This window comes from Variovorax sp. GW821-FHT10C12 (assembly GCF_059415405.1).
In genome coordinates this window covers 118,560-133,570 of the sequence record NZ_JBWKNE010000004.1, presented here as the reverse complement: position 1 = coordinate 133,570, position 15,011 = coordinate 118,560, and the positions used below count along the sequence as shown (strand labels likewise).

The following is a 15,011-nucleotide window of genomic DNA, read 5'->3' as shown; positions in this document are numbered from 1 at the left end:
CATGCCTTCCGGGACGCGTCAGGTGCCCACGTACGCAGCGAGATGCTGTCCTGTGAGCGTGGCGCGCTTGGCGACCAGTTCGGCCGGCGTGCCCTCGAAGACCACGCGCCCGCCGTCGTGGCCGGCGCCGGGACCCAGGTCGATGATCCAGTCGGCGTGCGCCATCACCGCCTGGTGGTGCTCGATGACGATGACCGACTTGCCCGCATCCACCAGCCGGTCGAGCAGGGCCAGCAGCTGCGCCACGTCGGCCAGGTGCAGGCCGGTGGTCGGCTCGTCGAGCACGTACACGCCGCCCTTCTCGGCCATGTGCGTGGCCAGCTTGAGCCGCTGGCGCTCGCCGCCCGACAGCGTGGTGAGCGGCTGGCCCAGGCTCAGGTAGCCCAGGCCCACGTCGGCCAGCCGTTGCAGGATGGCGTGCGCGGCCGGCGTGCGCGCCGGGCCCTCGCCGAAGAAGGCCGCGGCCTCGGTCACCGGCATCGCGAGCACCTCGCTGATGTCGCGCCCGCCGAAGCGGTGCTCGAGCACCGAGGCGTGAAAGCGCTTGCCCTCGCACTCTTCGCAGATGGTGGCCACGCCGGCCATCATCGCCAGGTCGGTGTAGATCACGCCCGCGCCGTTGCAGGTGGGGCAGGCGCCTTCGGAGTTGGCGCTGAACAGCGCCGGCTTCACGCCGTTGGCCTTGGCGAAGGCGTTGCGGATCGGGTCGAGCAGGCCGGTGTAGGTGGCCGGGTTGCTGCGCCGCGAGCCGCGGATCGCGCCCTGGTCGACCGCCACCACGCCCGCGCCGGCGGGAATCGATCCGTGCACCAGCGAGCTCTTGCCCGAGCCCGCCACGCCGGTCACGACCACCAGCACGCCCAGCGGAATGTCGACATCGACGTTGCGCAGGTTGTGCGCCTTGGCGCCGCGGATCGGCAGCGCACCGGTGGGCTGGCGCAGCTTCTTCTTGAGCGCGGCCCGGTCGTCCAGGTGCCGGCCCGTGAGCGTGCCGCTGGTGCGCAGCGCTGCCACGCTGCCCTCGAAGCAGACCGTGCCGCCCGCCGAACCCGCGCCGGGGCCGAGGTCGACGACGTGGTCGGCGATGGCGATGGCCTCGGGCTTGTGCTCCACCACCAGCACCGTGTTGCCCTTGTCGCGCAGGCGCAGCAGCAGCTCGTTCATGCGCTGGATGTCGTGCGGGTGCAGGCCGATGGTGGGCTCGTCGAAGACGTAGGTCACGTCGGTGAGCGAGGAGCCCAGGTGGCGGATCATCTTCACGCGCTGCGCCTCGCCGCCCGAGAGCGTGCCCGACGGGCGGTCGAGGCTGAGGTACCCGAGGCCGATTTCGACGAAGGAATCGAGCGTGTGCGCCAGCTTGGCCAGCAGCGGCGCCACCGAGGGCTCGTTCAGGCCGCCGACCCACGTGGCGAGGTCGCTGATCTGCATCGCGCAGGCTTCGGCGATGTTGAGCTTCTTGATGCGCGACGAACGCGCCGCTTCGCTCAGCCGCGTGCCTTCGCACTCGGGGCAGGTGGTGAAGGTCACGGCCCGTTCCACGAAGGCGCGGATGTGCGGCTGCATCGCCTCCACGTCCTTGGCCAGGAACGACTTCTGCACCTGCGGAATGAGGCCTTGGTAGGTGAGGTTGATGCCGTCGATCTTGATCTTGGTCGGCTCCTTGTGGAGCAGGGCGTCGAGCTCTTTCTTGGTGAACTTGCGGATCGGCTTGTCGGGGTCGAAGAAGCCGCAGCCGTTGAAGATGCGCCCGTACCAGCCTTCCATGCTGAAGCCCGAGATGGTGAGCGCGCCTTCGTTGAGCGACTTGCTGTCGTCGTAGAAAGCCGTCAGGTCGAAGTCGGTGACCGCGCCCCGGCCCTCGCAGCGCGGGCACATGCCGCCGGTGCGGCTGAAGGTCTGCTTCACCGTCTTGCTGGCGCCGCGCTCCACCGTGATCGCGCCGGTGGCCTTCACCGAGGGCACGTTGAAGGCGAAGGCGCTGGGCGAGCCGATGTGCGGCTTGCCCAGGCGGCTGAACAGAATGCGCAGCATCGCGTTGGCGTCGGTCGCGGTGCCGACGGTGGAGCGCGGGTCGCCGCCCATGCGCTCCTGGTCCACGATGATCGCGGTGGTCAGGCCGTCGAGCACGTCGACCTCGGGCCGTGCCAGCGTCGGCATGAAGCCCTGCACGAAGGCGCTGTAGGTCTCGTTGATGAGCCGCTGCGATTCGGCCGCGATGGTGCCGAACACCAGCGAACTCTTGCCCGAGCCCGAGACGCCCGTGAACACCGTGAGCCGGCGCTTGGGCAGCTCGACGCTGATGTCCTTCAGGTTGTTCACGCGCGCGCCCTGCACGCGGATGAGGTCGTGGTGGTCGGCGGCGTGCCCGCCGTTCGCGTCCTTCGTGCTCTTTGCTTCCTTCTTCGGGGCCTTGCTGCTCATCGGGTCTTTCGTCTCTGGAAGGGACACGGGGCCGCCGCGGCGGTGGCGCCCGTGCGGGAGGTCAAGTGGCTGCGGCGGCGCCGGAGTGGCCGGCTCAGCGCGTCTGCTGGATGCGGATCAGGTTGCCCGCCGGGTCGCGCACCGCGCAGTCGCGCACGCCGTAGGGCTGGTCGGTGGGCTCCTGCACGATCTCGGTGTTGCGGGCCTGCAGCCGTTCGAAGGTGCCGGCCAGGTCGGGCGTGGCCAGCAGCAGCGAGGCGAAGGTGCCCTTGGCCATCATCTCGGCGATGGTGCGGCGCTCGTCGTCGGTGAGCCCGGGCGTGGCGGCCGGCGGGTACAGCACGATGGAGGTGGCGGGCTGGCCGGCCGGGCCGACCGTGATCCAGTGCATGCCGCCATAGGCGACGTCGTTGCGCACTTCGAAGCCCAGGGTGTCGCGGTAGAAGGCCAGCGAGGCCTGCGCGTCGGTGTGCGGGAGAAAGCTCGAATGGATGCTGAGATTCATGATGGCGAGGGTCCGTGGTTGTGTCGGGCCGTCATGCTAGGTGCGACGCGGGGTTTCGCGCTTCTCGATTCCTGATCGGGCGTGTCACTTGTTTGGCCACGCACGCCGGCATGCCCGCCGTCGCCTGCGCCGCCTCGCGCCGGTAGACGCCGGGCGACACGCCCACCAGCTCGGTGAAGCGCGTGGTGAAGGTGCCCAGCGAGGCGCAGCCGACCTCGAAGCAGACCTCGGTCACGCTCAGGTCGCCGCGGCGCAGCAGCGCCATCGCGCGCTCGATGCGCCGGGTCATCAGGTAGGCGTAGGGCGACTCGCCATAGGCCAGGCGGAACTGGCGGCTGAGGTGTCCGGCCGACATGTTCGCGTCGCGCGCGAGCGCTTCCACGTCCAGCGGCTGCGCGTGCTCGCGGTCGATGCGGTCGCGCACGCGGCGCAGCCGTGCGAGGTCGGGCAAGGAGGGCTGGGGCTGCGTGGCGGTCATCGGCGGGATCGTGCCACGTCGCTACGGCGTGCTCAAGCGCAGGCAAAGGTTCCACATCCGGTAACGAACTTCACACAAGCGCCTGCATCTGGACACCCGATGCGCACGCGGCGGGGCTTCAATACGGTACGGGCTCGCAGGAGGCGCGCCCGACCGTACAGCCCCACCCAAGGAGAACTCCGCATGACGAAAACACTCGCGCTTCTGCTGGCCGCCTCGGCCATCCTGGCTGGTTGCGTGGTCGCACCCTACGACCGGGGCCCGCCCCCGCGCGGCCATGGCTACGACCGCGACCGTGACGGCGTGCCCAACCGCTACGACCGTGACCGCGACAACGACGGCGTGCCCAATCGCTACGACCGCCGGCCGAACAATCCCTACCGCTACTGACACCGGGGCCGAAGGCCCCCAAAAGAAAAAGACCGCGAGGCGCGCAGCCTCGCGGTCTTTTTTCTTGTGCGCGTGTGGATGTGCTCAGGCAGCGCGGCGCGCCATCAGCGCCCACAGGCCGGCCGCGCTCAGCAGCGAGCCGCCCGCCAGGTGAAAACGCCGCTGCGCGCGCGGCGAGGCGAGCAGCCGGCCGGCCGAGCTGGCGAACACCGCGTAGAGCGTGGCATTGAGCGTGGCCAGCGCCACGAAGGTCAGCGCCAGCACCCACATCTGATGCGACACGTCGGCGCCCGTGCTGATGAACTGCGGCAGGAAGGCCACGAAGAACACGATGCCCTTGGGGTTCAGCGCCGTCACTAGGTAGGTGTTGGCGAACAGGCGCCAGCGCGAGGCCGGTGCGGCCGGTGCGGCGGTCTCGGTGGACGAGATGCCGGCGCGCAGCAGCTTGATGCCCAGGTACAGCAGGTACAGGCCGCCGACCCACTTCACCACCGTGAACCAGAACGCCGACGCGGCCAGCAGCGCACCCAGGCCCAGCAGCGACACCACCAGCGCGGTCGAATCGCCCAGCGCCACGGCGGCCACCAGCGGCACGTTGGCGCGTCGGCCGTGCGACATCGAATAGCTGATCACCGTGAGGATGGTCGGCCCCGGAATGATCAAGAGCAGCGCGGACGCGGCGACGAAGGCGAGCCAGAGTTCGATGGGCATGGGGATGGATGCTCCTGGTGGTGTGGGAAGGGCGGTGCGCCGTTCAGCGCGGGAACGAAGTCTTTTTCATGCGTCCGAGGTCGAAGCGGGTGCGCCGAAACGCAGCGCAGACCGCGCCTTGGCACGCTCGGCCTCGATGGCCCGGTCACGCGGCTCGGCCGTGGTCACCAGCGAGTCGATCAGCCGCGCGGCCGTGGCGGTCACCTCGCCCACGGCGCGCTCGAAGGCCTGCTCGTTGGCGCGCGAGGGCACGCTGAAGCCGCTGAGCTTGCGCACGAACTGCAGGGCGGCGGCGCGGATCTCCTGCTCGGTGGCAGGGGGCTCGAAGTTGTAGAGGGTCTTGATGCTGCGGCACATGGCGAATGCTCCGGTCGGGCGCGGCGCAAGGGCCGCGCGGCCAGTCTAGCGAAATCGCATTTTCTTGCGCAGCACCCGCCGGGCAAAGGCTACTTCAGGCTCAGGACACCCAGCCCCAGCCCGATCACCCCCAGCACGAAGCTCACGAGGCTGAGCTGCAGCGGGATGCGGTAGGCGGGATCGGGGTGGTCCCAGTGCGCGCGCAGCACCTCCAGCGCGGTGGCCCGGCGGATTTCCATCGCGCAGCCGTGAAAGCCCTGCATGTTGATGCTGCTCTTGGGAATCTGCAGCGCGAGCCGGGTTTCGTAGTCGATCTCGATGCCGTCTTCGGGGAAGCCCGGGTCGCGGCCGATGCCCCGGATCATGCGGCAGCAGCGCTTGCCGGCGTTCGTCTTCAGCACCACCCAGGCGTTGCGCCCGCCCAGCGGCGCCAGCCGCTGGTTGTGCACGCGGATCAGCGAGAAAGCCTCGTAGTCCGCCGGGTTGGTGAACGAGCGTTGTTGCGTGACGTGCAGTCCTGTGACCATGATTTCCTCCCTCTGTGAATGAACGCCGGTGCGCCCGCCGGACAGCCCGTGCAGGCGTCGGTTTCGACGTTAATTCAGAAGGCGGGAGGCGCCCATTGGCGTTGCCATGGAGAGAACGATTCAATCGTCAACAATGGTGAAGCAGACGGGCGATCCGGCCGCGCGCCTGCCGGGGCTCAGTCGCCGGCGTAGAAGAACTCTTCGCGCACGATCTTGCCGTCCTTGACGGTGTACAGCGCCATCTCTTCCATCGTGAAGCGCTGGCCCGTGGGCTTCACGGTCACGTCGAAGCGAAAGCCGACGATGAAGCGGTCGTCGTGCGGCCACGGGCCGGCCACCTGGAACGAATGCACCTCGTGGTTGGCCACCCACCATTCGCCCTTGGCGCGGATCGCCGACAGGCCCACCGATTCGCGCGACTGGCCGGGCGGCGCGCTGGCCTCGACGCTGACGGCCTCGGGCGCGTAGAGCGCCTGGGCTTCATCGAATGTCCCTGCTTTGCACAGCGCCACGAGCTTGGCGGCGATTTCCTGGGTTTTCATGCGTTTCTCCAGTGAGTTGGGGGGATGACGGGAGGCGCAGTGTAGGCCCGCGCACCGCGCGGCGTCGACAGGCGGTTAACCCACTGGCCCGTTGAGCGCGCGCAGGCTGTCGACGCCCTCCGGCGAGAGCCACAGCAGCGTGTTCAGGTAGGTCTCGATGCGGTCGACCAGCGCGCTGCGCGGGCCCTCGCGCCATTCGGTGGAACCGTAGAACGCCGCCTGCTCGGCCTCCAGCGCCTCGCGGCTCGCGTAGGCGCGCACGAGGTGGTAGCTCTCTTCCTCGTGGTCCGACCGGCCGTAGCTGACCACGTCCATGCCCTTGCTGCGCAGCATGGGCACCGCGCGTTCATGCATCGCGCGGTGGAAGTCGTCGAGGGTGCCGGGCTTGAGGCGGTAGGTGCGGATTTCGAGCAGGCGCTTCATGGGAATGGACGGCGGCGTTCATGCGGGAATGCGCGGTGCGTCGACGTCGTGCAGCCGCGCGCTGAAGTCGTACTTGTAGCTGCAGTCGCCGGCATAGGCCAGCGCGATCTTCGCGGTGTCCGCGACCACCCGCGTGCCGCCTACCCCTGCATGGCGGTGTTCCAGCGGCGTTGCATCTCTTGCGGACTGACTTCTTCGAGGCGCGAGGCCACATGCCAGCGGTGGCCGAAGGGGTCGAGCAGCATGCCCGACCTGTCGCCGAAGAACTCGTCCTTGGCGGCGCGCATGACCGTGGCACCGGCTTCCTCGGCCAGGGCCAGCGTGGCATCGACGTCCGCCACGTACAGGTGGATCGACACCGGCGTGCCGCCCACGCGCGCCGGGCCCAGCGCGCCGAAATCGGGGTACTCGTCGGCCAGCAGCAGCTTGGCATCGCCGATGCGCAGTTCGGCATGCCCGACCTTGCCGCTGGGTTCCGTGAGCCGGAACAGCTCTTCGGCGCCGAACACGCGGCGGTAGAAATCGATCGCGCCGGGTGCGTCGGCAACAATGAGGTAGGGCGCAAGGCACTGCGCCGGAACGGGAAGAAAAGTACGCATGGGCAGGGTGTCCTTGTGGGTCTAGAATTTAATTACGTTACGCATCGTTCCATAAATGAAACCTGTTGTCAAAGAGACGCCGGAAGTTGCCGCGCCTGCGGCCGCCCGCGGTCGGCCGCGCAACCTGCAATTGCGCCAGGCCGTGCTCGACGCGGCACGCGAACTGCTGTCGCAGGTCGGGCCGTCGGGCGTGACGATGGAGGCGGTGGCGGCGAAGGCGGGCGTCGGCAAGCCGACGGTCTACCGGTGGTGGCCGAACCGGCACGCGGTGACCATGGATGCGCTGATGGCCTCGACCGCGCCGGAGAAAAAGAAGCCGCCGCGCGCCGCGACTTCCGCGCTGCATGCGCTGTCGCAGCAGCTGGACACGGTGGTGCGCACGCTGTCGTCGCACATGGGGCGCAACATCACGACGATCATCGCGGCCGCGGACCCCGACACCGAGCTGTCGAAGGCCTTTCGCAATCACTTCATCCTGTCGCGCCGCGACGAAGGGCGGGTGCTGCTGCAGCAAGCGGCCGAGGCGGGCGAGATCCGGCCGGATGCCGACCTCGAGATCGTGCTCGACCAGATCTACGGGCCGTTGTTCTTCAGGCTGCTGATGGGGCACGCGCCGTTGGACGCGGGCTTTGTCGAGGGACTGATCGACAGCCTGCTTGTCGGGCTTGGCACGGGCCCCGCGAGCGGCACGCGCAAGCCCGCGGCGCCTGGCGCCGCCACGCGTGCGTCACGGGGCAAGGCGGCCTGAGTCGGAGTTCACGGGGGCGGCGGACGGCGGGTGCCGAAGACGTACTGCGCGACCCATTCCGCCTGTTCCGATGTGTCGGGCATGTCGAGGCCCCGAGAGCGGCTCAGCAGGCGGAAGATGTTCTGGCCCGGAACGCCGAGCCCGTGCAGCAGGCTGCCCGCGATGAGGCCCGTGCGGCCGATGCCTGCGCGGCAGTGGATGGCGATGGCCTTGCCGCTCGCCAGTTCGACGCCCAGTTCGGCAATGAGGGCCGCCGCGTCCCGCCGCGATGCCGGGATGCCGCGGTCCGGAATCGGGAAATGCCGGAACACGATGCCATGTTCGGCGCAGAGCGCAGGCTCTTCCTGCAGTTCGAGCGCCCTGATTTCCTGCGCCTCGAGCAACGAGACGACGATGTCCAGCGAGGCACGCTGCCAGGACGCCACCTCCTCGCGCAGCTGGTCGCCGCCGCGCGGGCGTGCCATCAGGCCCAGCCGATGCGGCTGTATGTCGCGGACCCAGTGGATGGTGGTCTCGAACATGGTCTGCGGACCTTACAACCGATCGATCAGCCGCATCGCCCTCAGGTGAAAACGATCGCCGTCTTGTGCGCGATGCTCAGCCGCGCCGATTCGTACAGCAGCAGCCACGACTCGGTCTCGCGGTAAAGGCCTTCGTCCTCGCCCATGCTGTCAGCGATCCGCGCGGCTTCCTCGTCCGACAGCTCGCCGTCCGAGAGCGTGATGCCGAGCGCGGGGGCCACCAGCACCAGTTCCTCGAGCAGGCGGTACGACGAGCCGAGCATGCCGCCGGGCAGGTCGGTCTCGTCTTCCTCGGCAAAGATCACGTCCTGGAAGTCGACCGGCAGATAGAAGCCTTCCGCGTCGGAGTGGCATAGCAGGTGGCTTTCGAACATGTGGGCCACGTCTTCAAGCGTCTCGTCTTCCGTGGGGTCGGTGTCTTCCGGCAGGGGCGTGGCGATCCAGCCGGGCGTCGTCACGCGGTGCGCGTAGGCACGGCGCAGGTAGTGAATGAACGAGTAGGGCAGGCCGTCGAGCGGCGCGCGGGATTCGAGCGGCGGCAAGGTGCGAGGCTCGACGTGCGGCGGCAGGCCGGCTTCGGCGAGCTTGCGGTTCGCGGCGGCGAAATCTGCCTCGAAGTGTTCGACGCTCTCGGGATCGTTTTCGATCAGGTCGGCGAGGATGCCGACGCAAATGGCCAGGCCCATGGGGTTCTCCAGGTGGTGGGTTCGCCGCGATGGTGACGAGGACCGGTGAAGGCGGGATGACGGCCCGCCTTCACCGCGGCCCCTTTACTTCGCCGCCTCCACCTTCACCCGCGCATTCGGCGTCTCGCCGAACATCTCGGGTGCGTACATCGCTTCCACGCGGCTGGGCGGCAGCGCGAAGTCGCCGACGTTGTTCAGGCGCACGGTGTATTCCAGCTTCATCACGCCCTTGGCCATGTACGCGTAGTAGCTGCGGAAGGCCTCGAAGCTGCGTTCCTCGAACGCCGGCAAGGAACCGCTCCTCTTCTCGCCCTGTGCGGCGATCTCTGAGTCGCGGCCCAGGCCGCTGCCCAGGATGGTGGCGCCGCCCGGGATCGGGTCGCTGATCACGACCCAGGTCATGTCGGTGCTGGCGTTGACCTCGATGTTCACGCGCAGCACGTCGCCGCGCGTGTACTTGCCGGCCACGGCCTGCTCGACCGGCGTGATGGTCTTCTTGAGCGCGTAGCCCGCCGCGAACGGCGCCTTCAGCTGCACCGCGGCCAGCGACTGCAGCGTGAACCACGGCTTGCCGGTGCCTTGCTGCGTCACCAGCAGCGTGTCGCGCACGGGCGCACCCGTGGGCGATGCGGACCAGGGCAGGAACATGGTGTTGTTGCGCAGGTTGCCCGGCGAGGCGGGCGCGCCGAATAGGGTGGTCTGGTTCGGGGCGCCGGTCGGGTCGCTGGCCTTCACGCGCTCCACCTTGCTCCAGTCGACCTGCGCCTTCACCGCGCCCAGTGTGGCGGCGGTGACGCCGGCCACCGGCGTGCTCTCGAACACCTTGCTGAATTTCTCCAGCGCCAGCCCGCCCCACAGGTTGGCGGTGGTGGTGTGCCAGGCGCCGTTCTGCTGGCGGCCGATGAAGCCGTTGGCCAGCTTGCCGATGTCGTCCTTCCAGGCCGGGTCGTCCATCACCGTGAGCAGCAGGCGCGCGGTGTTGACGTCGCCGTTGGTCATGAGCCACCACCAGTAGTCGTCCTGCTCGGTGCTGAAGATGAGCTTGGTGCCCTGGTAGGACAGACGTGCCTTCAGCACGTTGTTGGCTTCGTCCAGGCGCTGCTGGCGCTGCGGCACGTCGTTCACGCGCTTGAGGATGTTGAGCCAGTCGATCACCGCGCTGGTGGGCCACTGGTTCGGCGCGATGGTGATGCTGCCGAGCATGCTGCCCTTGGCCTTGCCGTAGCGCGAGAGCGCTTCGAGCGCGGCGAGCTTGCGCACGTCCAGGTCCTTGCGCGGGCTCCAGAAGTCGCGCGTGACGCGGCCTTCGACGAACGCGATCAGGCCCGATTCCATCGGTGCGCGCGCGTCGTCGGCGAGCGCGAAGGCCGGATTGAGCTGCGCCGCCTCGTGCGTGGCCGCGAGCAGGTACGACGTGAGGATGTCGCTGCCGCGGTTGGCTTCGCCGTCGCGCGGCGGGAAGTAGTTGGCGAGGCCGTCGCTGTCCAGGTAGGTGGGCAACGTGGCCAGCACGCCCTGCCACATCTTCGGGTCGCGCAGGCCGACCGACTTGCTGGTCTTCTGTTCGAGGCAGCTGAAGGGGTAGTTGGCGAACCAGTCGCGCACGCCCGGCAGGCCTTCGGCCAGCTTGGGCTGCAGCGACAACTTCAGGCCGCCGCGGCCGGGCAGGGCGTCGGCGGGCGGCGCCACGTCGAGCGTGAACGGTCCGTCGATCTGCACCAGCGTGGCCTGCTGCACCGTGAGCGGCACGGCGGGCACGATGCGCTGGCGCACCTTGAGTGCGTCGCGCGCGCCGCCGACCGTGTCCTTGGCCTCGATCTCCCACAGGATGGCTTCGGCGCGCGTCTGCGCGAGCTGCGCGGGCGCGGTCACGTTCCAGGCCACTTCACGCGATTCGCCGGCCGGAATGTCCACGGTCTGCGTTTCGAGCGTGAGCAGCGTGGCGCGCGGCGTGGCTTCCACCTTCATCGGCTTCTGCGTGGTGTTGCGCAAGGTGATCTGCGCGCGGAACTGGTCGTCCTCGCGCACCAGCGGCGGCAGGCCGCTGATGATCTGCAGGTCTTGCGTGGCCTGGATGCTGGCCTGGCCGGTGCCGAACAGGCTGGTGCCCGCATCGGCCACAGCCACGATCTTGAAGGTGGTGAGCGCGTCGTTGAGCGGCACCGTCACCACGGCCTGGCCGTTGGCGTCGAGCACGATCTTCGGGTTCCACACGAGCAGGGTGTCGAGCAGTTCGCGTGTCTGGCCCTTGCCACCGCCGCCGCCCGCGGGCACGGCCTTGCGACCGTAGTGGCGCCGGCCGACGATTTCCATCTGCGCGGTGGAGGTGCTCACGCCCCAGCTGCGTCGCTGCAGCATCGCGTTGAGCAGGTTCCAGCTGTCGTTGGGCATGAGCTCCAAGAGCGCCTGGTCGACCGCGGCCAGCGCCACTTCGGCGCCGGCGGCCGGCTTGCCGTCGGGCAGCTTGGCGGTGATGGTGACCTGCGCCTTGCTGCGGATCGGGTAGCTGGGCTTGTCGCTGGTGACGGTCACGTCGAGCTGGTGCGCGCGCGTGCCGACGCGGATCTCGGCCATGCCCAGGCGGTAGGCGGGCTTGCTCAGGTCGACCATCGCGGTGGGCGCGACGTACTCCTTGCCCTCGTACCAGAAGGCGGTCCACCACTCGCGCGGCGCCTTGAAGCCCCAGGTGAAGAAGCTGTACCACGGCACTTCGCGCAGGCGCCCGCGCAGCGCGAGCACGCTGATGTAGGCGTTCGGGCCCCACTCGGGCTTGACCTGCAGGCTGACCGTCGGGTCCTTGCCGTCGAGCTGCACCACGTGCGTCTCGATGATGCCTTCGCGTTCCACGGCCACCAGTGCGGTCGCAAAGCGGAACGGGCTGCGCACCTGGAACTTGGCGACCTCGCCGGGCTGGTAGCTCTTCTTTTCGGGCAGCACGTCGATGCGGTCGTTGTCCTCGCCGCCGAACCACAGTTCGCCCTGCTTGGTCACGTAGACCGAGCTCACGGCGCTGGCGCTGCGGCCCTCGCTGTCGGTGGCGCTGGCCACCAGCTCGACCTCGCCGGCTTCCTTCAGCTCCGACTCGCACAGCAGCAGGCCGCGCGAGTCGCTCTTGCCGGAGCAGACGGTGCCGATGTCCTTGGTCTCGGTCTTGTTGTCGTAGGTGTAGAAGCCGCCCACCATGCGCTTGCGGCTGGTGGTGGTGATGCGCGCCACGGCGCGCACGTTGAGCGTCACGCCGGCCTGGGGCTTGCCCGTGAGGTCGAGCGCGAGCGCCTGGAACTTGAGCTTCTGGCTGGTCGAGACCCAGCCCTCGGTCTTGATGCCGGCGATGACCGACGCGGGCCACAGCGTCTGCGTGCTGCGGATCGTCTGCACCTCGCCGTTCGGGTCGGCATACGTGGCTTCGAGCAGCAGCTCGCGCGCGGCCTTCACCTTGGGCACCTTGTCGATCGTGACCTTGCCGGCACCGTCCTTGTTCAGCGTGAGCGGCAGCTTGTCGGCGATCACGCGGGTGTCGTTCACGCTGTTGAGGTCTTCCTCGCCGGCGCTCGTGTCGGCGGCGGTGGCGGCTTCGCTGCCGTCGGAAGCGCGCGGCGGGTTGAAGCTGAAGGCGTCGTAGTCGGAAAAACTCAGGCCCTTGCCGCGCACCATGGCCGACACGCGCACCGGCAGGTTGGCGGCGCCGCCGCCGGCCACGTAGTTGATCTGCACGTCGGTGGGCACGCTCGTGGCGGCCACCAGCGGTTTCTTCTCGGTGGGCGCGATGCGGCCTTCGAGCACCGGCAGGCGGAACTCCTCGACGCGGAACATGCCGGTCGAGAAGGTGCGGTTGATGCCTTCGTCGCTGGTGCCGTCGCCGGTGCGCAGCTCGACCTGGTACACGCCGAGCTTGGCGGCCGGCGGAATGGTCAGGCTGTTCTCGGCGCTCAGGCCGCCGGTGGCGGTCTTGCGCCAGACCAGCGGCTGGGTGAAGCGCTGGCCGCTGCCCATGTGGGTGATGACCAGCGTGTCGGGCCGGTCTGCCGGCAGGCCGAAGCCCTTGCTGGTCTGCGTGCGCAGCAGGCTCTTCATCGACACGGTTTCACCGGCGCGCAGCAGCGTGCGGTCGAAGATGGTGTGGGCGATGCCGTCGGGGCGCACGTCCAGGCTGGTGGGCACGTTGAAGCGCCAGGGCTCGATGCCGCGCTGCCAGTCGCTCCAGGTGAAGGCGAGGTCTTCCACGCCCTTGTCGTCCTTGGCGCGCGCGCTCACGAACCAGGCGCTGGTCTCGTACTCGTTCGGGCCGTTGCAGCTCGGTGCGTCGGGCGACACGCCGTTGAGCATCACGATGCCGCTGGCGTCGGTGGTGCCGGTGGCCACGGCCTTGCCGTCGCAGCTGGACACGCGCACCTCGGCGCCCGCCACCACCTTGCCCTTGTCGAGCGTGGTGACCCAGGCCATCGAGTTCTCGCGGCCCAGCTTGAAGTGCACGGCCAGGTTGGTGGCCAGCGCGGTGGTGCGCACGTACATCGTGCGGCCGGCCTTGTAGCGCTCGTCGAGCAGGGCCTCGCCGAGTTTCTGCGAGGCGATCTCGAGCACGTGGAAGCCCGGCGTCAGCGGGATGCCGATGACCTCGAAGGGGCGCGGGTCGCCGCTCTCGGCCTTGGGCATGTCCAGCGCCTTCACGCCCGGCTGGCCGCCGAGCAGCGACAGCATGCGGGTCTGCACGTGCGAGCGCTCGTTCTTGTCGATCACCGGGGGCAGGGCGCCCTTCACGTCGCGGCGCGCGTCGTCGCGGCTGACGGAGTAGCTGTCGTAGCGGCGCACCTTGCGGTACCACGCGATGATCTCGGCGTCGGTCTTGGGGTTGAGGTCGCTTACCTTGCCGGGCGTGAGCGCCTGCACCATGAGCTGCGGCTCCACGCGACGCACCGTGACCGGCATCATGGCCGGGGTGTCGGGCTCGGCCAGCCGCTCGATCACGCCGAAGGGCGAGGCCGCGAACTTGGCCAGCGGCGGCATCGCGCCGGTCGCCACCTTCAGCGGAAAGCTGCCGGGCGTGCCCAGCGCGCGGCCCGAGGCGTCCTGGAAGCCGGAGGGCAGCTCGATGCTGAACTGCGCGCTCTCGGCCAGCGGGGGGCCGAAGCTCGCGCTGCTGACCACGTCGTCGTCGTTCTGCGTGCCGCCGTCGTTCTCCAGCTTGGCCTTGATCGTCTTGCCGTCGCCCTTGAGCTCGATCTGCGAGGCCACCTTGCGCGTCACCGGCGCGTTGAACTGCAGCTGCATCGGGCGCAGCGGCAGGCAGGCGGCCTGCGCGTTCTCGCGCTCGCAGCTGAACGACACCGCGAAGGGCTCGCGCACCTGGTAGTCGAAACGGCGTTCCGTGACGTTGGCCACACCCGACGGCGTGGCCACGCCCTTGCCGTAGACGACCTGCACCTTGGTGCCCGGCGTGAGCGTGCGGTTGCACTGCATCGTGATGAAACGCAGCGGGTCTTTCGCGGCTTCCTTCTCGCGGTGGAAGGCCTTGAGCAGTCCGGTGCGCGCCTCGCCCTCGAGCAGCTTGGCCGGGATGCGTTCGCCGACGCCGTCGGCCGCGCACCAGACGTTCTGGCGCACGCTCTCGATCGTGGCCGCGCCGTTGAGCTCGAGCAGGAACATCTGCTGTTCGTCGATGCGCTCGAAGGTGCTCGGCAACTGGTTGCGCACGAACGGGCCGCCGCTATTGAATTGATAGCGTTCAGGGCCGGTCAGCTCGCCGCCGCCGGCCGGCTTGAAGGTGGGAATGCGGGTGACCGAGCAGCGCACGCCGGGCGGCAGGTCGTTCTCGAAGTCGTAGACCCAGGCCTTGGCGTCGGTCCAGCGGCCGGTGCCCTTGCCGGCCTGCGCGTCGGAGCAGCTCACGGTGAGCGGGGCGGGCGCCTTGGGGTCGCCGAAATTGACCGCCGCCTGATCGAATTTGGCGACGACCTGGCGCACGCGCGCCACTTCGCCCTGCGGGGTCAGGCTGGTGATCTGAAGTGCATGGCCCGGGCCTGCCGCGAGGGTGCCGGCGGCCAGTAGCAATGTCGGAATGAAACGGTTCACGGAATTCTCCACCTTGAGGCAGCGCGCAGCGTAG

Annotated in this window: 14 protein-coding genes; 2 read left to right on the top strand and 12 right to left on the bottom strand. The window is 69.0% G+C overall.

What is annotated here, in order from left to right:
* Positions 1–18: 18 nt before the first annotated feature.
* From AC07OH_RS19975 to AC07OH_RS19965, 3 genes are all read right to left on the bottom strand, one after another.
* Positions 19–2,421: an ATP-binding cassette domain-containing protein gene (locus tag AC07OH_RS19975; protein WP_495301865.1), complete on the bottom strand. Its 2,403-nt coding sequence runs from the start codon at positions 2,419–2,421 to the stop codon at positions 19–21.
* Positions 2,422–2,515: 94 nt separating this feature from the next.
* Positions 2,516–2,926 carry a VOC family protein gene (locus tag AC07OH_RS19970; protein WP_489057903.1) on the bottom strand — a complete coding sequence of 137 codons (411 nt, stop codon included), beginning with the start codon at positions 2,924–2,926 and terminating at the stop codon, positions 2,516–2,518.
* Between the two features lie 31 nt (positions 2,927–2,957).
* The gene (locus tag AC07OH_RS19965) at positions 2,958–3,404 is read right to left on the bottom strand and encodes a helix-turn-helix transcriptional regulator (protein ID WP_159273156.1); all 447 of its coding nucleotides are present in this window, start codon (positions 3,402–3,404) and stop codon (positions 2,958–2,960) included.
* A 183-nt stretch (positions 3,405–3,587) separates the two neighbouring features.
* On the opposite strand from AC07OH_RS19965, the gene AC07OH_RS19960 reads away from it, so the two are divergent.
* Positions 3,588–3,794 (top strand): hypothetical protein, encoded by a 207-nt coding sequence (locus AC07OH_RS19960; RefSeq protein WP_062474353.1) that lies wholly within the window; start codon positions 3,588–3,590, stop codon positions 3,792–3,794.
* An 84-nt stretch (positions 3,795–3,878) separates the two neighbouring features.
* On the opposite strand, the gene AC07OH_RS19955 is transcribed toward AC07OH_RS19960, so the two are convergent.
* The 6 genes from AC07OH_RS19955 to AC07OH_RS19930 all read right to left on the bottom strand — a co-directional run bounded on the left by AC07OH_RS19955 (position 3,879) and on the right by AC07OH_RS19930 (position 6,953).
* Positions 3,879–4,505 (bottom strand): LysE family translocator, encoded by a 627-nt coding sequence (locus AC07OH_RS19955; protein ID WP_495301864.1) that lies wholly within the window; start codon positions 4,503–4,505, stop codon positions 3,879–3,881.
* 66 nt (positions 4,506–4,571) lie between these two features.
* Entirely contained in the window at positions 4,572–4,862 is a 291-nt protein-coding gene (locus AC07OH_RS19950; protein ID WP_495301863.1) for a DUF2277 domain-containing protein, read from the bottom strand.
* An 89-nt stretch (positions 4,863–4,951) separates the two neighbouring features.
* The gene (locus AC07OH_RS19945; RefSeq protein ID WP_307694858.1) at positions 4,952–5,389 is read right to left on the bottom strand and encodes a hypothetical protein; all 438 of its coding nucleotides are present in this window, start codon (positions 5,387–5,389) and stop codon (positions 4,952–4,954) included.
* A gap of 176 nt (positions 5,390–5,565) precedes the next feature.
* Entirely contained in the window at positions 5,566–5,931 is a 366-nt protein-coding gene (locus tag AC07OH_RS19940) for a SnoaL-like domain-containing protein (RefSeq protein ID WP_495301862.1), read from the bottom strand.
* Between the two features lie 75 nt (positions 5,932–6,006).
* The gene (locus tag AC07OH_RS19935; RefSeq protein WP_495301861.1) at positions 6,007–6,354 is read right to left on the bottom strand and encodes an NIPSNAP family protein; all 348 of its coding nucleotides are present in this window, start codon (positions 6,352–6,354) and stop codon (positions 6,007–6,009) included.
* A 140-nt stretch (positions 6,355–6,494) separates the two neighbouring features.
* Positions 6,495–6,953: a VOC family protein gene (locus AC07OH_RS19930; protein ID WP_489057906.1), complete on the bottom strand. Its 459-nt coding sequence runs from the start codon at positions 6,951–6,953 to the stop codon at positions 6,495–6,497.
* A 55-nt stretch (positions 6,954–7,008) separates the two neighbouring features.
* Between AC07OH_RS19930 and AC07OH_RS19925 the strand changes: the two genes are divergently transcribed.
* The gene (locus AC07OH_RS19925) at positions 7,009–7,701 is read left to right on the top strand and encodes a TetR/AcrR family transcriptional regulator (RefSeq protein WP_495301860.1); all 693 of its coding nucleotides are present in this window, start codon (positions 7,009–7,011) and stop codon (positions 7,699–7,701) included.
* An 8-nt stretch (positions 7,702–7,709) separates the two neighbouring features.
* On the opposite strand, the gene AC07OH_RS19920 is transcribed toward AC07OH_RS19925, so the two are convergent.
* The 3 genes from AC07OH_RS19920 to AC07OH_RS19910 all read right to left on the bottom strand — a co-directional run bounded on the left by AC07OH_RS19920 (position 7,710) and on the right by AC07OH_RS19910 (position 14,977).
* Entirely contained in the window at positions 7,710–8,222 is a 513-nt protein-coding gene (locus tag AC07OH_RS19920) for a phosphatase domain-containing putative toxin (protein WP_495301859.1), read from the bottom strand.
* Between the two features lie 41 nt (positions 8,223–8,263).
* Positions 8,264–8,908, bottom strand: a complete 645-nt coding sequence (locus AC07OH_RS19915) for a putative DNA-mimic protein (protein ID WP_495301858.1) — start codon at positions 8,906–8,908, stop codon at positions 8,264–8,266.
* A gap of 84 nt (positions 8,909–8,992) precedes the next feature.
* Positions 8,993–14,977: an alpha-2-macroglobulin family protein gene (locus AC07OH_RS19910; RefSeq protein WP_495301857.1), complete on the bottom strand. Its 5,985-nt coding sequence runs from the start codon at positions 14,975–14,977 to the stop codon at positions 8,993–8,995.
* Between the last annotated feature and the right edge of the window lie 34 nt (positions 14,978–15,011).